At 71.5% G+C, this 20,336-nt stretch carries 16 protein-coding genes; 12 read left to right on the top strand and 4 right to left on the bottom strand.

Annotation, left to right across the window (positions count from 1 at the left end; all coding sequences use genetic code 11):
• Positions 1-118: 118 nt before the first annotated feature.
• Entirely contained in the window at positions 119-2,446 is a 2,328-nt protein-coding gene (locus tag ACZ69I_RS27285; protein WP_470835239.1) for a bifunctional SulP family inorganic anion transporter/carbonic anhydrase, read from the bottom strand.
• A gap of 295 nt (positions 2,447-2,741) precedes the next feature.
• Between ACZ69I_RS27285 and ACZ69I_RS27280 the strand changes: the two genes are divergently transcribed.
• On the top strand, positions 2,742-4,013 hold the full coding sequence (locus ACZ69I_RS27280) for a polysaccharide deacetylase family protein (protein ID WP_467674162.1): 1,272 nt from the start codon (positions 2,742-2,744) through the stop codon (positions 4,011-4,013).
• A gap of 15 nt (positions 4,014-4,028) precedes the next feature.
• On the opposite strand, the gene ACZ69I_RS27275 is transcribed toward ACZ69I_RS27280, so the two are convergent.
• On the bottom strand, positions 4,029-5,009 hold the full coding sequence (locus ACZ69I_RS27275) for an ATP-binding protein (protein ID WP_470835237.1): 981 nt from the start codon (positions 5,007-5,009) through the stop codon (positions 4,029-4,031).
• A gap of 101 nt (positions 5,010-5,110) precedes the next feature.
• Between ACZ69I_RS27275 and ACZ69I_RS27270 the strand changes: the two genes are divergently transcribed.
• Entirely contained in the window at positions 5,111-5,965 is an 855-nt protein-coding gene (locus ACZ69I_RS27270; protein WP_467674158.1) for a Fic family protein, read from the top strand.
• Positions 5,966-6,375: 410 nt separating this feature from the next.
• Here ACZ69I_RS27270 and ACZ69I_RS27265 read toward each other — a convergent pair whose 3' ends face one another.
• Positions 6,376-7,200: an HAD family hydrolase gene (locus ACZ69I_RS27265; protein ID WP_470835236.1), complete on the bottom strand. Its 825-nt coding sequence runs from the start codon at positions 7,198-7,200 to the stop codon at positions 6,376-6,378.
• Positions 7,201-7,724: 524 nt separating this feature from the next.
• Between ACZ69I_RS27265 and ssd the strand changes: the two genes are divergently transcribed.
• The 7 genes from ssd (at position 7,725) to ACZ69I_RS27230 (ending at position 13,217) form a co-directional block, all read left to right on the top strand.
• Complete coding sequence (gene ssd, locus ACZ69I_RS27260) at positions 7,725-8,855, top strand: septum site-determining protein Ssd (protein WP_470835234.1); 1,131 nt, start codon at positions 7,725-7,727, stop codon at positions 8,853-8,855.
• A complete protein-coding gene (locus ACZ69I_RS27255) occupies positions 8,852-10,027 on the top strand; it encodes a TadA family conjugal transfer-associated ATPase (protein WP_470835233.1) in 1,176 nt (391 codons plus the stop codon). The genes ssd and ACZ69I_RS27255 overlap by 4 nt, the downstream gene beginning before the upstream one ends.
• 50 nt (positions 10,028-10,077) lie before the next feature.
• Positions 10,078-10,890, top strand: a complete 813-nt coding sequence (locus ACZ69I_RS27250; protein WP_470835232.1) for a type II secretion system F family protein — start codon at positions 10,078-10,080, stop codon at positions 10,888-10,890.
• Positions 10,891-11,276: 386 nt separating this feature from the next.
• Entirely contained in the window at positions 11,277-11,699 is a 423-nt protein-coding gene (locus ACZ69I_RS27245) for a type II secretion system F family protein (RefSeq protein ID WP_470835230.1), read from the top strand.
• A 207-nt stretch (positions 11,700-11,906) separates the two neighbouring features.
• Positions 11,907-12,044 (top strand): DUF4244 domain-containing protein, encoded by a 138-nt coding sequence (locus ACZ69I_RS27240; RefSeq protein WP_355810965.1) that lies wholly within the window; start codon positions 11,907-11,909, stop codon positions 12,042-12,044.
• Entirely contained in the window at positions 12,031-12,444 is a 414-nt protein-coding gene (locus tag ACZ69I_RS27235; protein ID WP_470835228.1) for a TadE family type IV pilus minor pilin, read from the top strand. The genes ACZ69I_RS27240 and ACZ69I_RS27235 overlap by 14 nt, the downstream gene beginning before the upstream one ends.
• Complete coding sequence (locus ACZ69I_RS27230) at positions 12,441-13,217, top strand: Rv3654c family TadE-like protein (protein WP_470835227.1); 777 nt, start codon at positions 12,441-12,443, stop codon at positions 13,215-13,217. Before ACZ69I_RS27235 ends, ACZ69I_RS27230 begins: the two co-directional genes overlap by 4 nt.
• Before the next feature lie 184 nt (positions 13,218-13,401).
• Here ACZ69I_RS27230 and ACZ69I_RS27225 read toward each other — a convergent pair whose 3' ends face one another.
• Positions 13,402-15,852: a DEAD/DEAH box helicase gene (locus ACZ69I_RS27225; protein ID WP_470835226.1), complete on the bottom strand. Its 2,451-nt coding sequence runs from the start codon at positions 15,850-15,852 to the stop codon at positions 13,402-13,404.
• A gap of 80 nt (positions 15,853-15,932) precedes the next feature.
• Here ACZ69I_RS27225 and bldG point away from each other — a divergent pair, with 80 nt between their 5' ends.
• From bldG to ACZ69I_RS27210, 3 genes are all read left to right on the top strand, one after another.
• Positions 15,933-16,274, top strand: a complete 342-nt coding sequence (gene bldG, locus ACZ69I_RS27220) for an anti-sigma factor antagonist BldG (protein WP_003975386.1) — start codon at positions 15,933-15,935, stop codon at positions 16,272-16,274.
• A gap of 119 nt (positions 16,275-16,393) precedes the next feature.
• Positions 16,394-16,828: an ATP-binding protein gene (locus ACZ69I_RS27215; protein WP_470835224.1), complete on the top strand. Its 435-nt coding sequence runs from the start codon at positions 16,394-16,396 to the stop codon at positions 16,826-16,828.
• 877 nt (positions 16,829-17,705) lie between these two features.
• Entirely contained in the window at positions 17,706-20,108 is a 2,403-nt protein-coding gene (locus tag ACZ69I_RS27210; RefSeq protein ID WP_470835223.1) for a sodium-translocating pyrophosphatase, read from the top strand.
• Positions 20,109-20,336 lie beyond the last annotated feature (228 nt).

The raw sequence follows: 20,336 nt of genomic DNA, 5'->3' as shown, positions 1-20,336 counted from the left end.
CCTTGCGCTGCTTTGCCGGGGGCGACCGTTGTGTCCGAAGCCACAGCTCATCAGACACAACCCGTGGTGACAAGGGGCTGCCGAAAATTGGTTTAGACCTTTACTCGGGAGGCGTCCGCTAGACCTGGATCCGCGCTGTGGGCGCCACCTGATCGAAGACTTCGTCGGGCACTTGCTCCGCGCCGGTCCCCTCCGTCAGCAGATAGGACTGCGCCTCACCGACGTGGAAGTACATACCGTGCAGCTCAAGATCACCTTCGGCAAGTCGGCGCGCCACCGACTCGTGCGCCTTCAGGTGTTCCAACTGCTGGACCACGTTCGTGAGGCAGAGCTGCTCGACCGCGTCGGCGGGCGCGCGTCCGGCCAGGCGCGCCCATGACCTGTCCTGCGCGCCCATCCGCTCCAGGCTCGGCAGACCGTGCCGCAGCCACCGCTTCAGCGGGGTCTGGGCGCCGCCGGGCGGGGTGTTGAGCAGCGCCTGCATGGCACCGCACCCGGAGTGCCCGCAGACGGTGATGGACCGCACCCGCAGCACGTCGACCGCGTACTCGATCGCGGCGCCCACCGAATCGTCCCCGCTCTCGGCGCCCGGCATCGGCACCAGATTGCCCACGTTGCGTACGACGAAGAGGTCGCCGGGGCCGCTCGACGTGATCATCGAGGTGACCACCCGGGAGTCCGCGCAGGTCAGGAAGAGCTGTGCGGGGCGCTGCCCCTCACGGGCGAGCCGGGCGAGCTCGCCGCGCACGTGCGGCGCGGTGTTCCGCTGGAACGCGCTGATCCCGCTCGCCAGTTGATGCGAACTGGGGCGCGCCGCCTGCTCGTCCTCCTGCGGCCGGTCGCAGTGGTGGTTGCGCCACGGGGTCCAGGGCCGGCAGCAGGAGTGCGCGGTACTGGCGGGCTCGGCGATACGGATCCCGGAGCGGCCGGTGATCTCGACGCTGCCGCCGTGCGCGGCATGCGCGTCCTGCCAGCACTGCAGCGATTCGTACGCCGCGTGGTCCATGAAGGAGCCGTCCAGCTCCACGATCACCTGGGCCTCGTGCGGGACGAGGTGCAGCGTCCGGCTGAGCCGCGGCACCGCGAGGAAGGTCAACTGCCCGCGCACGCGCACGTGGTGGACGCCGTCCACCTCGCGGTGGGTGATCCGGGTGCGGGCGAGCCGGTGCAGCGAGACGGCGACGGCGACGGCGACGCCGAGCGCCACCCCTTCGAGGACACCGAAGACGACGACGCCGAGGGTGGTGACGGCGTAGACGAGGATCTCGCGGTGGCGGGTGACGGTCCGGATGTGGTGGAGGTTGACCATCTGGATGCCGACGGCCATGACGAGGGCGGCGAGGGCCGCGAGCGGGATCAGCTCCAGGACGGGGACCAGGAGCAACGCGGCCACTACTACCCAAACGCCGTGCAGCATCGTGGAGTTCCTGCTGACCGCTCCAGCGCGCACATTGGCCATGCTGCGCACGGCGACACCGGCGACAGGGAGCCCGCCGAGGGTGCCCGACACGATGTTCGCCGCGCCCTGGCCGAGCAGTTCGCGGTCGAGGTCGGAGCGGCGCACGCCCTGGTGCAGGTCGTGCTGTCCGGCGACGACCTTGTCGACGGCGACGGCACCGAGGAGCGACTGCACGCTGCACACCAGGGTGGTGGTGAGCACGGCGGCGATGAGCCCGAGGACGGGCCCGTCCGGCAGCCCGGCCAGTGCGTGACTGCGCCAGGACGGCAGGTCCACCTTGTCGACCCCGAGCCCGCCGAGCGAGGCGGCGGCGGTCGCGGCGGCGACGGAGACGAGGGCCGCGGGCAGGATCCGGGCGATGCGCCCCGCCCGCCCGGGGATCCGCGGCCAGAGCAGCAGGATCGTCAGGGTCAGCACGCTGATCGTCAGGGCGGCCGGGTGGAGGTCGGCCAACTGGGCGGGCAGCGCACTGATGTTGTCGAGCACGGAGCTCTGCGGGGTGCCGCCGAGCACGATGTGCAGCTGTGCCACCGCGATCGTGACGCCGATGCCGGCCAGCATGCCGTGCACGACGGCGGGGCTGACGGCGAGCGCGGTGCGGGCCACGCGCACGCAGCCGAGGCCGAGTTGGGCGAGTCCGGCGAAGACGGTGATCGCGCAGGTGGTCCGCCAGCCGTACTGCTGGATGAGATCGGCGGTGACGACGGTCAGTCCGGCGGCCGGGCCGCTGACCTGGAGCGGCGAGCCGCCGAGCGCTCCGACGAGGATGCCGCCGACGGCGGCGGCGACGAGGCCCGCCTGGAGCGGGGCCCCGGTGGCGAGGGCGATGCCGAGGGACAGCGGCAGGGCGATCAGGAAGACGGCGACCGATGCGGACAGGTCGGCGCCCGCGATACGGAACCTCTTGCCGGGCGGCGGGGCGTGGGGCTTGTTGGCGCGGGGTGTGTGAGCCGAGTCGGTGGGGCGAGTGGGGACGCAAGCAGACATGTTTCCCGTCTCCTCCGGGGCAGCGCGGTCGCGGAACAAGGGGTCCCCCGGAGTTCTCCGGAGGGCGGGTCGCGGCCGTGGGTCACGGCGTGCAGCGGCGGGATTCTCAACTCTCGGTAAACGGATCGTAATCCAGAGTAAAGGGTTTCCAAGGCTTTTCGGCGCAAATGGGGTAACTAATCACCCTGATGAGTGAATAAAAAATCTTATCGGCTTGTCGTACAAATACATTTTGGGCTCCGTGTGAAGTTGAGGCCGTTCTGTCCCTACTTGCACGGAAGAAGGTGGGCGGAAGATGGCCGCCACCCGGAGGATTGCCGCGAGCCTCACCGCCCTCGTGGCGTGCACAGCGGTACTGGCAGGCTGCGCCGACAGCGGCTCCGGCGCCGAAAAGGGCGCGCGGGGCCCGAAGAAGGCCGCCGGAGCCCCGGCCCCCAAGAGTCCCGTCCGCATGATCGGCGACGGCTCCACGTCCTTCACCGGGAAGCAGCCGCACCTGCCCCGGCCCGCCCGCCTGAAGCCGGGCCAGAAGCCGCCGCAGTTCGTGGTCTTCTCCTGGGACGGGGCGGGCGAGGACAGCCAGAAGCTGTTCTCCCACTTCCGCAAGGTCGCCAAGCGGAACAACGCCGACATGACGTACTTCCTGAGCGGCGTGTACATGCTCCCGGAGGGCAAGCGCAGGCTCTACAAGCCGCCGCAGCACATGGCGGGCAGCTCGGACATCGGCTTCAACGACCGCAAGGGAATCAAGGACACCGTGGAGCAGCTCCGCGGCGCCTGGCTCGAGGGCAACGAGGTCGGCACGCACTTCAACGGCCACTTCTGCGGCGCCGGGCGCGGGGTGGGCGAGTGGTCCGTCGAGGAGTGGAAGAGCGAGATCAGACAGGCCAAGTCCTTCGTGAAGGCATGGAAGACCAACACCGGCCTGAAGAAGGCCCAGCCCCTGCCCTTCGACTACGACAAGGAGCTGGTCGGGGCCCGCACCCCGTGCCTCGAGGGCCGGAAGAACTTCATGCGGGCCGCCCGCGAGCTCGGTTTCCGCTACGACACCAGCGGCGTCAACAACCAGGTCTGGCCCAAGAAGAAGGAGGGGCTGTGGGACCTGTCGATGCAGCTCGTCCCGGTCCCCGGCCGCAAGTTCGAGACGCTGACCATGGACTACAACTTCATGGTCAATCAGTCCGGCTCGACGTCGCACGGCGACCCGTCCATGCACGAGTACTGGGGTGACCAGATGCGGGACGGCCTGCTCCAGGGCTTCAAGCGCGCCTACAAGGGCAACCGCGCGCCGCTGATCATCGGCAACCACTTCGAGTCCTGGAACGGCGGGACGTACATGCGGGCCATCGAGGAGACCGTCGACCGGGTGTGCACCAAGCCCGGCGTGCGCTGTGTCTCCTTCCGCCAACTCGCTGACTGGCTCGACGCGCAGGACCCGAAGACGCTGGCGAAGCTGACCGGGCTCCCGGTCGGCAAGGCGCCGAAGGAGGGCTGGGCGAGGTTCCTCTCCGCCCAGCCCGCACCGGCTCCCAAGGGTGTCCCGGGCGCTCCGGCGGTCAAGCAGTAGCACCCCGCGGCCTGTTCAGGCCGTCGCGGTCATCCGCTCGCGCAGTACGAAGTCGGGGTCGACCTGGGCAGCCAGGTCGGCCCCGGTCCTTTCGTTCCCCCAGCTCTGCGCGTTCTTCAGGTGGAAGTGGACCATCTGGCGGGTGTACCGCTCCCAGTCCCGTCGCTCGTACGAGGCGTCGACGGCGTCCTGAAGCGCCTGCAGGGAGCGGCGGTTGTCGTCCTCAAGGAGCTCGAAGCGCGGCGGGTGCCCCTTCTCCATGGCGCGCACCCAGTCCGAGTGCCCGACCGTCACGAGGAGGTCGTCACCGACCTGCTCGCGCAGGAAGTCCACGTCGTCCTGGCCCTGCACCTTGTTGCCGACGACGGCGAGGCTGACGCCGAAGTCCCGTGCGTACTCCTTGTACTGGCGATAGACGGAGACTCCCTTCTTCGTCGGCTCGGCCACCAGGAACGTCATGTCGAAGCGCGTGAACATGCCGGAGGCGAAGGAGTCCGAGCCTGCGGTCATGTCCACGACCGCGTACTCGTCGCGGCCGTCCACCAGGTGGTTCAGGCAGAGCTCCACCGCTCCCGTCTTGGAGTGGTAGCAGGCGACACCGAGGTCGGCTTCGGTGAACGGCCCGGTGACCATCAAACGCACGGCGGCGTCGTCCAGTTCCACGGTGCGGGCACACGCGTCGTACACCGGGTTGTCCTCGCGCAGCCGCAGGAGCCGCGAGCCGTCGCCGGGCGGCGTCGTCTTGATCATGGTGTCGGCGGAGGCGATCCGTGGGTTGGAGCCCCGCAGGTACTCCTTGATCAGGGGCAGTCGCGCGCCCAGGGCGGGCAGCTCGGCGGCGGTCGCCTCGTCGAGGCCCAGGGCCGGCCCCAGGTGCTGGTTGATGTCGGCGTCCACCGCGATGACGGGGGCACCGGTGGCGGCGAGGTGGCGGATGAAGAGCGAGGACAGCGTGGTCTTGCCGCTGCCGCCCTTCCCTACGAAAGCGATTTTCATAACCACGAAGAGTAGCCGCTCGCGCACGTGGAGTGCTCGACCCGCGTGAAGAAGACCACTCCTTCGTGGAGGGCGGCCCGGGAGTACGTAGGGTCGTACTCATGAGTACGACAGCTGATCCTTCCCCGGGCTCCGGATCCGGCTCGAGCATGGGAGACCCGCTCGCGGCCCTCGGGGGCCTCCCGGGCGTGGCCGACTCCGTGGACTCCGTCCGCAAGGCCGTGGACCGGGTCTACGGGCACCGGATCATGCGGCGCCGCAGCAACGAGATCACCTCCGAGGCGGCGCTGCGCGGCGCCCGCGGCTCCGCGGCGCTCTCCGGCGCCGACTGGGCGCTCGAAGAGGTGCGCCGGCGCAGCGACTTCAGTGGCGACGGCGAGGAGCGCACGGTCGGCGCGGCCCTGCGGCTGACCGCCGAGGCCGGTCAACTCCTGTCCATCTGGCGGCAGTCGCCGCTGCGGGTCCTGGCGCGCCTGCACCTGGTCGCCGCGGCCGACTCCACCGACGAGGCGGGGCGCCCGCGGCTGGCCGGCGAGCCCGTCGACGAGCCCCTCGTCGAGCTTCCCCTGCCGGACGCGGACGAGGTGGCGGGCCGCCTGGAGGGCCTCTCGCAGCTGATCATCGCGGGCGGCTCGGCGCCGGCCCTCGTGACGGCCGCCGTGGTCCACGGTGAGCTGCTCAGCCTGCGCCCCTTCGGCTCGCACAACGGCCTCGTCGCACGGGCCGCCGAGCGCATCGTCCTGGTGGGCAGCGGCCTCGACCCGAAGTCGGTCTGCCCGGCGGAGGCGGGGTACGCGGAGCTGGGGCGGGCGGCCTACGTCGCGGCCCTCGACGGCTACGCGTCGGGACGGCCGGAAGGTATGGCGGCCTGGATCGCCCACTGCGGCAAGGCGCTGGAGCTCGGCGTCAGGGAATCCACAGCGGTGTGTGAGGCGCTGCAGCGCGGCGCGGCCTAGGGCAACCTGAGACGGCACGGCGGGGGCCTGAACAGGGTTGCGGCGGTACGGAATCCGTACCGCCGCTGGCATGTTCACCGGGTTACCAAGCGTCCTCGAAGGTTGCCCATCAGGTCGGGAACGTTGCCCGTCACCTGGTGCGGCTGGCCCGTAATCGACGGGTCGACGTCGCGTGGGTGCTCGGTGTTCATGCTTCGGTCCGTGGGGCCTTACTGCGTTTAAAGGTGATCCTCTCGGATGTCCTTGGTCTCGCGGGCCGTTGACTCCTTTGTACTCCAGTCCTCGGGTAAGCGGAAGTGCTGGCCACACTTCTTTACTTTTAGGTTCAAACAGGTGTGAATCGGGCGCGGGGGGCTTCGTGCGCTTCCGGCCGGTCTCCGCCCGGCTCCCGCGGCCTGGCGCGTCCTGGGTCAGCTCGCCGTCGCCCGGCGTCGGCTGGCGAACCAGACGAGGCCCGCCGTCGCCGCGGCCGCGCCCACGGCGGCGGCCGCCACGACGGCGGGGCGGGGCGGCGTGGGAAGGCGCTGCTTCAGGCGGACCGGACGGTGGAAGTCGAGGATCGGCCACGCGCGCGTGGTGGCCTCGCGACGCAGTGCGCGGTCCGGGTTGACCACGAAGGGGTGGCCGACCGACTGCAGCATCGGCAGGTCGGTGGCCGAATCGCTGTAGGCGTAGCAGCGGTCGAGGTCGTACCCCTCCGACCGGGCGAGCTCCTTGATGGCCTCCGCCTTGGTGGGTCCGTACGCGTAGTACTCCACCTCACCCGTGAAGCACCCGTCGTCCCCGACCACCATCCGGGTCGCCACCACCCGGTCCGCGCCGAGGAGTTCACCGATCGGCTCGACGACCTCGGCGCCCGAGGTGGAGACGATGACGACGTCCCGGCCCGCCGTGTGGTGCTCCTCGATGAGGGAGGCGGCCTCGTCGTAGATGATCGGGTCGATCAGGTCGTGGAGGGTCTCGGCGACGATCTCCTTGACCTGCTGCACGTTCCAGCCGCGGCACAGCGCCGACAGGTACTCGCGCATCCGCTCCATCTGGTCGTGGTCCGCGCCGCCCGCGAGGAAGACGAACTGCGCGTACGCGGTGCGCAGTACCGCTCTGCGGTTGATCAGGCCACCTTGGTAGAACGACTTGCTGAAGGTGAGCGTGCTCGACTTCGCAATGACCGTCTTGTCCAGGTCAAAGAACGCGGCAGTCCGAGGCAAGGAGTGGTTTTCCACGAGGCCGAGCATAGGCGCCCACCATTCGGCGTAAGCTGAGGCGCGTGGGTTTGCCTGAGAAGGCTCTCGGGTACACCATGGAAGTCACGGATCGTTCGCGACCGTGCTAACCCGGTCTGGCTCCTCCCCCCCCGAGTCGGACCGTGGGGACGACCCCCGCTCTCCCCCCCGGCGGGGGTCGTCGCATGTCCGGATGGGTTTTTGAACCCTCCGCTGATCCTCTTCCAGTCCTTGAGCGATCCTCGTCGCCATCTTGAGCGCCGCTCGGCCTGTCCAAGATCCGTCACTGTGTGTAGTCGAGACACTGCTCTGCGGAAGTCGCCACGAAGTCCGTGAGATGTCACTGGTATGGGTGACCGGGATATTCACAGGCACCGTCTTGTCCACAGTTATTGACCAAGATCCACACCATTTTCGACACCGCTGCACGCTGATTCCGCCCGTTCCAGTCGCGAAGTCCAGGGCCGGATTGCTTTGTGCCGGCTCTTCGCGGAGACGGGACGAGGCATTCACAAGGGGCACGAGGTGTGAGGGGGATGGAGATCGTGGGTGGAGTCATTTCGCGTGACGGGGCCGCGCCGACCGGTGCGCGGCAGGGCGGGCCGCTGATCGTCACGGAGGACGTGGAGCTGCTGGACGACCTGCTGCGGCTGTGCGCCGCGGCCGGAGCGCTGCCGGAGGTGCACCACGGAGGTCCCTCGGGGAGGGACAGCTGGGACTCGGCCCCGCTCGTCCTGGTCGGGGACGACGCGGCGGACCGGGTCCGCGGGGCCGCGCGGCGGCGTGGAGTCGTGCTGGTCGGACGGGACCAGGACGACCCGGGCGTCTGGCGGCGGGCGGTGGAGATCGGCGCCGACCAAGTGCTGCTCCTGCCCGACGGCGAGCAGTGGCTCGTGGACCGCATCGCCGACGTGGCGGAGGGCGTGGGACGGCCCGCGCTCACCGTCGGCGTCATCGGCGGCCGCGGTGGTGCCGGGGCTTCCACGCTGGCCTGCGCCCTCGCGGTCACGGCGGCGCGCGCCGGGCGGCGCACGATGCTCGTCGACGCGGACCCGCTGGGCGGCGGCCTCGACGTGCTCCTGGGCGGCGAGAGCGCCGAGGGACTCCGCTGGCCCGCGTTCGCCGCCTCGCGCGGCAGGGTCGGCGGTGGAGCACTGGAGGAATCGCTTCCCGAGCTGCATGCGCTGCGCGTCCTGAGCTGGGACCGGGGAGAGGCGGTCACGGTCGCTCCGGAGGCCGTGCGCGCGGTCGTCGGTGCCGCCCGGCGGCGTGCTGGTGTGGTCGTGGTCGATCTGCCCCGCCGGGTGGACGAGGCAGTCGCCGAGGCGCTCGCGCAGGTCGACCTCGGCCTGCTGGTGGTGCCCGCGGAGCTGCGGGCGGTGGCGGGCGCGCGGCGGGTGGCCTCGGTGGCGGGCATGGCGCTCCGGGACCTGCGGGTGCTCGTCTCGCACGGTGCGGGGACACCGGGGCCCGGGGGCCTCGACCCGGAGGAGGTCGCACGCCTGCTCGGGCTGCCGCTGGCAGGCGAAGTGCCCTGGGAGGCCGGACTGGCGGCGGCGCAGGCAGCGGGGACCCCACCCGGCGGAGCGGTGCGCGGACCGCTGGCGCGGTTCTGTACGACCTTCTGGGACCGGCTGCCGGCCGACGCCGCGGGAGCGGGCGTATGAGCGCGGTGGTCGGGGCCCGGATGCTGGAGGGGGTTCGCCAATGGCTCGCGGAGAACGGCACGGAGCCGACACCGGCCCGGGTCGCCGAGGCGCTGCGCGCCCAGGGCCGGGTGCTCGGGGACGCCGAAATCCTCGGCGCGGCCGCCCAACTGCGCTCGGAGCTGGTCGGCGCCGGCCCGTTGGAGCCGCTGCTCGCGGACGACTCGGTGACCGACGTGCTGGTCTCCGCGCCCGACCGGGTGTGGGTGGACCGGGGTGGCGGCCTGGAGCTCACGGGCGTCACCTTCCGGGACGCGGCCGCGGTGCGGCGGCTCGCGCAGCGGCTCGCGGCCGTGGCGGGCCGACGCCTCGACGACGCGAGGCCCTGGGTGGACACACGCCTTCCGGACGGCACCCGGCTGCACGCGGTGCTGCCGCCGGTGGCCGTGGGCTCGACCTGCCTCTCCCTGCGGGTCGTGCGGCCCAGGGCGTTCACCCTTGAGGAACTGGTCACGGCGGGGACGGTGCCGCCCGGCGGCGACGGCTTCCTGCGGGCGCTGCTCGACGCCCGGCTGTCCTTCCTCATCAGCGGGGGCACCGGCAGCGGCAAGACGACCCTGCTGAGCGCGCTGCTGGGGCTGGTCGGTCCCAAGGAGCGGATCGTTCTCGCCGAGGACTCGGCGGAGTTGAGGCCCGCGCACCCCCACGTGGTGCGGCTGGAGTCCAGGCCCGCGAACCAGGAGGGGGCGGGGCTCGTCGGCCTGGACGACCTGGTACGACAGGCGTTGCGGATGCGGCCCGACCGGCTCGTCGTCGGCGAGGTGCGGGGTGCGGAGGTGGTGCATCTGCTGGCCGCGCTGAACACCGGGCACGAGGGCGGCTGCGGCACGGTTCATGCCAACGCCGCGGGGGGCGTGCCGGCCCGTCTGGAGGCCTTGGGGACGGCTGCGGGACTCGACCGGGCGGCTCTCCACAGTCAGTTGGCGGCCGCGCTGTCCGTGGTGATCCATCTCGTGCGTGACAGGGCGGGTCGCCGTCGTATCGCCGAGGTGCATGTCCTGGAGCGGACCGAGTCCGGCCTGGTGGTGACGGTACCGGCGCTGCGGTGGGGCAGGTCGGCGTTCACCCGGGAGCCGGGCTGGGAGCGGCTGAGCTCCTTGCTCGCGGACGGGGCCTGGAGTGATGCCAGGTGACTCCCTCGATGTGGGCGGCGGCGCTGTGTGCGGGTAGCGCTGCCTGGCTGATGGGCCGAAGGAACCAGGAGGCCCGGCGACTGCGATCACTGCTCGGGTCGGCCGAGCCGCTGACGAGCCGGACCTCGCCCTGGCACCGGGTGCGGGCAGCGGCCCGCGCACGCCACGAATGGTGGTGCCTGGCGGCCGGGGTGGCGGTCGCGATCCTTGCGCGGTCCGTGGTGCCGCTGGTGGTGGGCGCGGCCGGGGTGCCGCTGGCGGCGCGCGTGCGGCGGGCCCGTGACGCGCGCAGGGGGCGGCAACGGCGTGGCGACGAGGTGATCGCGCTCTGCGGGGAGCTCGCGGGGGAGGTACGGGCGGGTCGGCAACCGGGGGAGGCGCTGCGCCTGGCGCTCGACGAGGCCGGGTCGGGCGAGGGTGGTGCGGGTGCGGGTGCCGGGGTTTCGCGGAGCGCTGTGTTGGCGGCGGCGCGGTTCGGCGGGGATGTGCCGGGGGCGCTGCGAGAAGCGGCCCGGGAGCCGGGCGCCGAAGGCCTGCTCGGGCTCGCGGCGTGCTGGCGGGTGGCGGTGGATCGCGGCGCGGGGCTCGCCGCGGGGCTGGAACGGCTGGAGGGGGCGCTTCGTGCGGAGCGCGACCAGCGGGCCGACCTGCGGGCCCAGTTGGCGGGGGCCCGGTCGACCGCCGTGATGCTCGCCGGGCTGCCCGCCCTGGGACTGCTGATGGGCAGTGCGCTGGGGGCGCAACCGCTGCGGGTGCTGTTCCACACGGGGCCGGGGCTCGTGTGCCTGGCGGCGGGCGGAGCGCTGGAGGCCGCCGGGGCGTGGTGGGCGCTGCGGATCGTACGAGGGGCGGAGGAGCGGTGAACGTTGTCCACAGCCTGGGGGTAGCCGTGTGGGATGCGGCGGCGGTGCTCTGGCTGGCGTTGACGGTGCTGGCCGCACGAGGTGAGCGACGACTGCGGCGGCGGGCAGGACGGACGCTGGACAAGGAGGGCCCGCCCACCCGCCGCCGACCACGAGCCCCGAGCCACTGGCCATGGGCACGGCACTGGCTGCTGACGGCAGGCACGGCGAGCGCTGCCTACGCCCTGCTGGGCGGAGTCTTGGGCCTGTTGGCTGCTGCGGCGGTCGGCTATGGCACCTGGCGCCGCATCCAGCGGACGCGTGCTTCCCCACACCACCCGGGAGGCGGCCCGCAAGGCGACCCGGATGAGGAGAACGCGGCAGCCGAGGCCTCCAGACAACTCCCCTTGGCGGCCGACCTCTTGGCGGCGTGCGTGGCCGCGGGGGCGAGTCCGGTGGCGGCCGCTCAGGCCGTGGGGGAGTCCCTGCGGGGCCCGGTCGGCGCACGACTGGCGCGCGGCGCGGCGGAAGTGCGGTTGGGCGGCGAACCCGCCGAAGCATGGCGCCAGTTGGGAGCGGTGCCTGGCGCCGCTCCGCTGGCCCGGCTCCTGGAACGGGCCGGCGAGTCCGGAGCGCCGGCCGCGGCGCCGGTGGCCCGCCTCGCAGCGGACGCCAGGGCGGAGTGGGGCCGGGCGGCGACGGCCGGGGCGCGCCGGGCGGCAGTCCTGATGACGGCACCCGTGGGCCTGTGCTTCCTGCCGGCGTTCGTCGCGGTCGGGGTGCTGCCGGTGGTGATCGGGATGGCGGAGGGGCTGCTGAAAACGGGCTGAACGGCGGCACTGTCCAGCAACAGCTGGCCAGCAACAGAGGTAATTCTCAAGGAGGTTGAAATGCGGGGGAAGAAGATGCAGGGAGAGAAGACGCGAGGGGCCGCGCCCCAACGAGAGCTCACGCCGGAACGGCCTCGGCGTCCGTGGAGCCTCGTGGGGCTGCGAGGGCTGAGGCGGCGGGCCGGTTCGCCGGACGGGGACGCGGGGATGGTCACGTCCGAGTACGCGATGGGCCTGATCGCGGCGGTGGGCTTCGCCGGGCTGCTCTACAAAGTGGTGACGAGCGGGCAGGTCAAGGCGGCGTTGCAGGCGGTCGTGGAGAAGGCGCTCGATGTCCCGTTCTGAAGTGGAGCGAGGGGTCCGGAGCGCCCGACGCCGGGACCGATCGGCCTTCTCGGACCGGGGGTTCGTGACGGCGGAGGCGGCCGTGGTGCTGCCGACGCTGGTGCTGTTCACCATGGCGCTGATCTGGACGGTGCTGGCGGCATCCGCGCAGATCCAGTGCGTGGACGCGGCTCGGGCCGGAGCCCGGGCCGCGGCCCGGCAGGACCCCGAGAGCGCAGCCGTGGCGGCGGCACACCAGGCGGCGCCGCGCGGGGCCAGCGTCTCCGTACGGCATGAGGGCGACCTGGTGCGGGTCGAGGTGGCGGCGGCCCCGCCGGGCCTCGCGGTGCTCGGTCTGGGGCTGCGTCTGCGGGCTGAGGCGGTGGCGTTGGCGGAGGAGACGGTGGGGGTGGACGTATGAGGGCCGGACGATGGCGCGGAGAGGGCGGGGATCGCGGGGCGGCCACCGTGTGGGTGGTGGTCGTGATGGCCGTGCTCGGCGTGGTCTGCGGTGCGGTGCTCGCGATGGCGCAGGCCGTCGTGGCCAGGCACCGGGCGGGCGGTGCGGCGGATCTGGCGGCGCTGGCCGCGGCGGATCGGTGGGCGGGAGGTTCCTCCCAGGCGTGTGAGGGAGCGGTTCGCGTGGCCGAGGAGCAGGGGGCGCGGGTCCTGCGGTGCGTGTTGCGTGGGCAGGTCTCCGAGGTCGTGGCGGCCTCTTCGGCCGGCCCTTTCTCCGCCAAGGTGAGGTCCCGGGCAGGCCCGGGCCATCCGCCTCCGCGGGCCGTGCCTTTGCCGGTACGGGGGCGTCCCGCCGTCTTGCCCTCGGCGAGGGGGCGCGGGGGGCTGCTGGGTGGGTGTCTCCCCCGATTCCCCCGTGGCGGTACGAACAGGACCGCCGCTCCGCGGCGGATTGATCCCACCCACCCACCCGTTTGCCCCGCGATGTGCGGCGGGAGTAGGGGCGGGTGGGCCGGGGGCCCACCGGGTCACGGGAGTCGCGGCGGGTGGGTGGGGGTTTGCCCCCGCTGGGCCGTCTGCGGGAGCGGGGTTCCCCCCGCCGGGCCGCCCGCGGGAGCCAGGCACCCCCACCGGCCTGTCTGCCGCCGAACGGCCCGAGGGGACGTGGGGGTATGTGCGAACGGAGCACCGAGCATGCTCTGGCGTCTTTGTCCGTGCAGCGCGACGCAGGGATAGCGAGTACGCACATACCCCCGCGGCCCCGCCCCACCCACCGCACACAAGGCGCCCCCACTCAACGCTCAGCCGCCCACGCCTCCCCCCCCAGAAGCACACAAGGCGCCCCCGCCAAAGCGCAGCCGCCCACGCCCCCGCCACAGCGCAGCCGCCCACGCCCCCGCCCCCGCCAAAGCGCAGCCGCCTACGCCCCCGCGTCCCTCAGCAACACCGAAAGCAACCGCACCGCGCCCCGCTTGTGCAGCGGATCGTTGCCGTTGCCGCACTTGGGGGACTGGATGCACGAAGGGCAGCCCGCCTCGCACTCGCAGGAGGCGATCGCCTCTCGCGTGGCCGTCAGCCATTCACGCGCCGTGTGGAACGCGCGCTCGGCGAAGCCCGCCCCGCCGGGGTGGCCGTCGTACACGAAGACCGTGGGAAGGAGCGTGTCCGGATGCAGCGGTATGGAGACCCCGCCGATGTCCCATCGGTCACACGTGGCGAACAGCGGCAGCATGCCGATGGACGCGTGCTCGGCGGCGTGCAGCGCACCGCCGAGGATCTCGGGATTGACGCGGGCGGCGTCCAGTTGGTCCTCGGTCACCGTCCACCACACGGCCCGCGTACGGAGGGTGCGCGGAGGGAGGTCCAGCTTCGTCTCGCCGAGCACTTCGCCGGTGATGAGTTTGCGACGCAGGAAGGAGACGACTTGGTTGGTGACTTCGACGGAGCCGTAGCAGAGGCGCCCGGCGCCCCAGGGGACCTCGGTGTCCGTCTCCAGGATGGAGATCGCCGTGGTGTCGCGGGCGGTCGTGGAGTAGGGCGGTACGGCCTCTTCGACCAAGGCCACCGAGTCCTCCAGATCGAGGTGGCGCACGAGATACGTGAGCCCTTGATGGAGGTGGACGGCGCCTTCGTGGACGGTGGTGTGGGCCGCGGACGCGTCGACCGTGCCGAGCAGTCGGCCCGTGCCCTCCTCGACGATCTGGACGGGCTTTCCGCCCTCGCCGCGGATGTCGGTGAGGTCGGCGGCCCGCTCCCGGCGGGTCCAGTGCCAGGCCTTCGTGCGGCGACGGAGCAGCTTCGCGGCCTCGAGCTGGGGGAGGAGTTCCTCGGTGGTGGGTCCGAAGAGTGCGAAGTCCTCCTCCACGAGGGGGAGTTCTGAGGCGGCGGCGCAGAGGTGGGGAGCGAGGACGTACGGGTTGTCGGGGTCGAGGACCGTGGACTCCACGGGCTGCTGGAACAGCGCCTCGGGATGGTGGACGAGGTAGGTGTCCAGCGGGTCGTCGCGGGCGACGAGGACGGCCAGGGCGCCCTGGCCCGACCGGCCCGCGCGGCCGGCCTGCTGCCAGAGGGAGGCCCGCGTACCCGGGTAGCCCGCGATGATGACGGCGTCCAACCCCGAGACGTCCACCCCGAGTTCGAGGGCGGTGGTGGCGGCGAGGCCGAGGAGCTCGCCGGAGTGCAGGGCGCGTTCCAGGGCGCGGCGTTCCTCCGGGAGGTAGCCGCCGCGATAGGCGGCGACGCGCCGGGGCAGCGAGCGGTCGACCTCGGCGAGGCGTTCCTGGGCGATGACCGCGATCAGTTCGGCGCCGCGCCGGGAACGTACGAAGGCGACGGAGCGGACGCCTTGGACGGTGAGGTCGGTGAGCAGGTCCGCGGTCTCGGCGGTGGCGGTGCGGCGGACGGGGGCGCCCTTCTCGCCGTGGAGTTCGGTGAGCGGGGGTTCCCAGAGGGCGAAGACGAGGTCGCCGCGGGGTGAGGCGTCGTCGGCGACCTCCCGCACGGGCACGCCGGTGAGGCGCTCCGCGGACGCGGCGGGGTCGGCGGACGTGGCGGAGGCGAGGAGGAAGACGGGCTCGGAGCCGTAGCGGGCGCAGAGTCGGCGCAGTCGGCGCAGGACCTGGGCGACGTGGGAGCCGAAGACGCCGCGGTAGGTGTGGCACTCGTCGATGACGACGTAGCGCAGGGCGCGCAGGAAGGCGGACCAGCGGGGGTGGGAGGGGAGGATCCCGCGGTGCAGCATGTCGGGGTTGGTCAGGACGTAGTTGGCGTACTGGCGGACCCACTCGCGTTCCTCGAACGGGGTGTCGCCGTCGTACACGGCGGGGCGCACCGCCTTGCCGAGCGGGCCCGCCAGCTCGCGGACGGCCCGGCGCTGGTCGGCGGCGAGGGCCTTGGTGGGGGCGAGGTACAGGGCGGTGGTGCCGCGGCCGTTGGGGGCATCGGAGCCGTCGAGGAGGGCGGAGAGCACCGGGGTGAGATAGGCCAGGGACTTGCCGGACGCGGTGCCGGTGGCGACGACCACGGATTCGCCGTCCAGGGCGTACTCGGCGGCCAGCGCCTGATGGGCCCAGGGGTGCTCGATGCCCGCGGCCCGGACGGCGGATATGACCTCGGGACGGATGCGGTCGGGCCAGACTGCATACCGGGCCTCACGTGGGGGCAAGTGCTCCGTATGAGTGACGCGCGATGCACGGCTCGGCCCCGCGGTGAGCCGGTCAAGGACGGTCCGCGGGGACGTGTGTGCCGGGGCGCCCGCAGAGGGCCCTCCGGGCGAGGAAATTTTGGCCATCGGCATCGAGTGTGTCACTGGCGGGATGGACAATGGTCCCAAGGCGTCGTGCACGCCTACCAGTAAGTGATTGAATGCCATCGCGGCTGGCGATCCGTCCTGGGGGCTCTGCCGAGGTGTCCCGAGGGATGACCGCTCGATAGCAAGGTGCTGGAGGATCCGTGGACCTGTCCCTGTCGACCCGTACCGTCGGCGATCGTACGGTCGTCGAGGTCGGTGGCGAAATCGATGTATATACCGCGCCCAAGCTGCGCGAGCAGTTGGTCGAGCTGGTGAACGACGGCAGTTTTCATCTTGTCGTCGACATGGAGGGCGTGGACTTCCTCGACTCCACCGGGCTCGGCGTGCTGGTCGGCGGCCTGAAGCGGGTGCGTGCTCATGAGGGCTCGCTGCGCCTGGTCTGCAACCAGGAGCGCATTCTGAAGATCTTCCGCATCACCGGTCTGACCAAGGTGTTCCCCATTCACACCTCGGTCGAGGAAGCGGTCGCCGCCACCGACTGAGTGGCGGTCGACCGGAAGCCGGAACCTCCCGGGCCCTGGGCCCGGGGTTGGCAGTACAGCAGGGGACCGGGCCTGCGGCCCGGCCCCCTGACAGCACGTGTGTATGTCGAGGGGGATGCATGGCCACCGTTGAACTCCGCTTCAGCGCGCTGCCCGAGCACGTCAGGACCGCCCGCCTCGTGGCGGCCGCGGTGGCGCGCAGGGCCGGAGTGGACGAGGCCGTTCTCGACGAGGTCAGGCTCGCGGTCGGCGAGGCCTGCACGCGCGCCGTCGGGCTGCATCAGAGCAGCGGTGTGACGGAGCCGGTGCGGGTGGCGCTGATCGAGGACGAGAAGCAGTTCTCCATCGAGGTCGGCGACGAGGCTCCCCGTGCGGCACCCGGTGACCGGGCACCCGGCGTGGGGCTCGGCGACGGCGACGACGCGGAGGGCGAGGACGAGATGGGCCTCGCGGTCATCAGCGGTCTCGTCGACGACGTGGAGGTAACGGCCGGCGAGTTCGGCGGCCTCATCCGCATGACCTGGCCGACGACCCCGGCGCCGCTCGTCCCCTGACGGGTCTCGGCCCGACTCGCCTCGTCTCCGGCTGGCCTCATACCCGACCGGCCTCACATCTGCCCCGCCTCATATCCGACGGGCCGCCCTCACATCCGGCCTCACATCCGGCCCGCCTCGATCTGACCGGTCTCGACGCGACCTGTCTCGATCCGGCGCGCCTCGATCCGACCCGCTTCGATCCGACCCGCCTCGACCTGACCTCACGCGATCCGGCACGCCCGACCTGACCCGTTCCGGGCCACCCGCCTGCCCCGGACACGCCCGGCGGGCTCCCCACCTTCCTGGAACCCTCCTGGATACCTCCCCGGATACCTCCTGAGCACATCCCTGCGTACCTCCTGGGCACCCCCCTGCGTACCTCCTGGGCACCTTCCTGGACCCGTTCCCGCCCCGCGCGACACCGTTCCGGCCGCGCTCCCGTCCTGTTCCGGCCCCATTCGAGCCCGGTTCCTCGCTCAGCCGCCCGACACCCCGACGCCCCGGCGACCGACGAACCGGCCTCTTCCAGGCATCTTCCCGGCCCCATCCGCCCCGGGCACTCGCCGAATCCTCCCCGGGCCTCCCCGCGCCGCGCCTCCCCACCGCCCCGCAGCGCCCCGCCGCCCCGTCGCGCTCCCGTTCGCGGTCCCCCGGGGGACGTCCGGCACCACGGTGAACTGGGCCTTTTCTTTTTCTGATCAGTTATTTGTCTAGATCGACGAGACGGCGTCAACGGTTTTGAGGCATTACCGCTTTTGGGGTCAATCCTTGAGCGCGATCATTTGCTGAGAAGCAATCTCAGGTCAATTCCGTTTGTGGCGCTCTGTTTTGATCAGGTTCCGCTCCCTACAATCCGTCCACATCTTGAGCTCAGCCCAAGCGTCAAGGAGGACGAATGGCGGGGCTTTCTACCCCTCATCAGTTTGACCACCCCTCAACCTTCGCAGCCGCAGTCCTGACAGATGACAATCGCCTCATCGTGATGGTCGTCGCGGCCGTCGCACTCGCGGCGCTCGTCGTCGCGGGCGTACTGGTCCGCCAGGTGCTCGCGGCAGGCGAGGGCACCGACAGCATGAAGAAGATCGCGGCAGCGGTCCAGGAGGGCGCCAATGCCTATCTGGGGCGACAGTTGCGCACTCTCGGCGTATTCGCCGTCGTGGTGTTCTTCCTGCTCATGCTGCTGCCCGCGGACGACTGGAATCAGCGCGCCGGACGATCGATCTTCTTCTTGATCGGTGCGGCGTTCTCGGCGACCACCGGCTATATCGGTATGTGGCTCGCCGTACGCAGCAATGTGCGCGTCGCGGCCGCCGCCCGAGAGGCCACACCGGCGGAAGGCGAGCCGGAAAAGGATCTCACCGCCGTCTCGCACAAGGCCATGAAGATCGCTTTCCGCACGGGCGGCGTAGTCGGCATGTTCACGGTGGGGCTCGGTCTTCTGGGCGCCTCCTGTGTGGTGCTCGTCTACGCGGCCGACGCGCCGAAGGTGCTCGAAGGCTTCGGCCTCGGCGCGGCGCTGATCGCGATGTTCATGCGTGTCGGCGGTGGCATCTTCACCAAGGCCGCCGACGTCGGCGCCGACCTGGTCGGCAAGGTCGAGCAGGGCATTCCGGAGGACGATCCGCGCAATGCCGCGACCATCGCCGACAACGTGGGCGACAACGTCGGCGACTGTGCCGGTATGGCCGCCGACCTCTTCGAGTCGTACGCCGTGACGCTGGTCGCCGCGCTGATCCTCGGGAAGGTGGCGTTCGGCGACTCCGGGCTCGCCTTCCCGCTGATCGTCCCGGCCATCGGTGTCGTGACGGCGATGATCGGCATCTTCGCGGTGGCGCCCCGGCGCTCCGACCGCAGCGGCATGAGCGCCATCAACCGCGGGTTCTTCATCTCCGCGTTCATCTCGCTCGCGCTCGTGGCCGCGGCCGTCTTCGCGTACCTGCCGTCCTCGTACACGGACCTGGACGGCGTCACGGACGCGGCGATCAAGGGCCACGACGGCGATCCGCGGATCCTCGCGCTCGTCGCCGTGGCCATCGGCATCGTGATGGCCGCGCTGATCCAGCAGCTCACCGGCTACTTCACCGAGACCAACCGGCGTCCCGTCCAGGACATCGGGAAGACCTCGCTCACCGGCCCGGCCACCGTGGTCCTCGCCGGTATCTCGCTCGGTCTGGAATCGGCCGTCTACACCGCGCTCCTGATCGGGCTCGGCGTGTACGGGGCGTTCCTGCTCGGCGGTACGTCGATCATGCTCGCCCTGTTCGCGGTCGCGCTCGCCGGTACGGGACTGCTGACCACGGTCGGCGTCATCGTCGCCATGGACACCTTCGGACCCGTCTCCGACAACGCGCAGGGCATCGCGGAGATGTCCGGCGACGTCGAGGGCGCGGGCGCGCAGGTGCTCACCGACCTGGACGCCGTCGGCAACACCACCAAGGCCATCACCAAGGGCATCGCCATCGCGACCGCGGTCCTCGCGGCGTCGGCGCTCTTCGGGTCGTACCGCGACGCCATCGCGGAAGCGGCCAAGGACGTCGGCGAGAAACTGGGCGACGGCGCGCCGATGAACCTCGTGATGGACATCTCACAGCCCAACAACCTGGTGGGGCTCATCCTCGGCGCCGCGGTCGTCTTCCTCTTCTCGGGGCTCGCGATCAACGCGGTGTCGCGGTCGGCGGGAGCCGTGGTCTACGAGGTGCGGCGGCAGTTCCGCGAGCACCCCGGGATCATGGACTACACCGAGGAGCCCGAGTACGGGCGCGTCGTCGACATCTGCACCAAGGACGCGCTGCGCGAGCTGGCCACGCCGGGTCTGCTCGCCGTACTCACCCCGATCGCGGTCGGGTTCTCGCTCGGCGTCGGCGCGCTCGGCTCGTTCCTCGCCGGCGCGATCGGCACGGGCACCCTCATGGCGGTCTTCCTCGCCAACTCCGGCGGTGCCTGGGACAACGCCAAGAAACTCGTCGAGGACGGCCACCACGGCGGCAAGGGAAGCGAGGCGCACGCCGCGACCGTCATCGGTGACACGGTCGGCGACCCGTTCAAGGACACCGCGGGTCCGGCGATCAACCCCCTGCTGAAGGTGATGAACCTGGTGGCGCTGCTCATCGCGCCCGCGGTCATCAAGTTCAGCTACGGGGACGATGCCAGTGTCGGAATGCGCGTGCTGATCGCGGGGCTCGCCATCGCGATCATCATCGGCGCTGTCTACGTCTCCAAGCGGCGCGGTATCGCCGTCGGGGACGAGGGCAACGCCGAGCGGGTGGCCAAACCGGCCGACCCCGCCGTGGTCTCGTAGCGGAGACTTCGTCACTCCTGGTCGGGCTCTGCCCAACACGCGGGCGGACGGTGCTTTTTGAGGCGCCGTCCGCCCGTCGCCGTGCGCGGCCGCCGTGCGCCGCCGGTGGGCGCGCGGGGCCTCGTGAGCCTTCTCTCGCATGCCGTGCGCCGCTTGGTGCAAATGGCTGCAATAGCGGCAGTACCGGTCCCCCGACATGCGGTTGTCGCCCAGTTGGCGTGTAAGTTC

Source organism: Streptomyces sp. NPDC036815 (genome assembly GCF_055609205.1).
The sequence above is the reverse complement of the archived record's forward strand: the minus strand, read 5'-3'. Positions and strand labels throughout refer to the sequence as shown.

What these genes read in the sequence shown, in the direction of transcription:
- ACZ69I_RS27240 (WP_355810965.1), top strand. Translation starts at nt 11,907, where the DNA reads ATGGTCACGTCCGAGTACGCGATGGGCCTGATCGCGGCGGTGGGCTTC.
- ACZ69I_RS27250 (WP_470835232.1), top strand. Translation starts at nt 10,078, where the DNA reads ATGGGCCGAAGGAACCAGGAGGCCCGGCGACTGCGATCACTGCTCGGG.
- ACZ69I_RS27225 (WP_470835226.1), bottom strand. Translation starts at nt 15,852, where the DNA reads ATGGCATTCAATCACTTACTGGTAGGCGTGCACGACGCCTTGGGACCA.
- ACZ69I_RS27285 (WP_470835239.1), bottom strand. Translation starts at nt 2,446, where the DNA reads ATGTCTGCTTGCGTCCCCACTCGCCCCACCGACTCGGCTCACACACCC.
- ACZ69I_RS27230 (WP_470835227.1), top strand. Translation starts at nt 12,441, where the DNA reads ATGAGGGCCGGACGATGGCGCGGAGAGGGCGGGGATCGCGGGGCGGCC.
- ACZ69I_RS27275 (WP_470835237.1), bottom strand. Translation starts at nt 5,009, where the DNA reads ATGAAAATCGCTTTCGTAGGGAAGGGCGGCAGCGGCAAGACCACGCTG.
- ACZ69I_RS27270 (WP_467674158.1), top strand. Translation starts at nt 5,111, where the DNA reads ATGAGTACGACAGCTGATCCTTCCCCGGGCTCCGGATCCGGCTCGAGC.
- ssd (WP_470835234.1), top strand. Translation starts at nt 7,725, where the DNA reads ATGGAGATCGTGGGTGGAGTCATTTCGCGTGACGGGGCCGCGCCGACC.
- ACZ69I_RS27265 (WP_470835236.1), bottom strand. Translation starts at nt 7,200, where the DNA reads ATGCTCGGCCTCGTGGAAAACCACTCCTTGCCTCGGACTGCCGCGTTC.
- ACZ69I_RS27255 (WP_470835233.1), top strand. Translation starts at nt 8,852, where the DNA reads ATGAGCGCGGTGGTCGGGGCCCGGATGCTGGAGGGGGTTCGCCAATGG.
- ACZ69I_RS27210 (WP_470835223.1), top strand. Translation starts at nt 17,706, where the DNA reads ATGGCGGGGCTTTCTACCCCTCATCAGTTTGACCACCCCTCAACCTTC.
- ACZ69I_RS27235 (WP_470835228.1), top strand. Translation starts at nt 12,031, where the DNA reads ATGTCCCGTTCTGAAGTGGAGCGAGGGGTCCGGAGCGCCCGACGCCGG.
- ACZ69I_RS27215 (WP_470835224.1), top strand. Translation starts at nt 16,394, where the DNA reads ATGGCCACCGTTGAACTCCGCTTCAGCGCGCTGCCCGAGCACGTCAGG.
- ACZ69I_RS27280 (WP_467674162.1), top strand. Translation starts at nt 2,742, where the DNA reads ATGGCCGCCACCCGGAGGATTGCCGCGAGCCTCACCGCCCTCGTGGCG.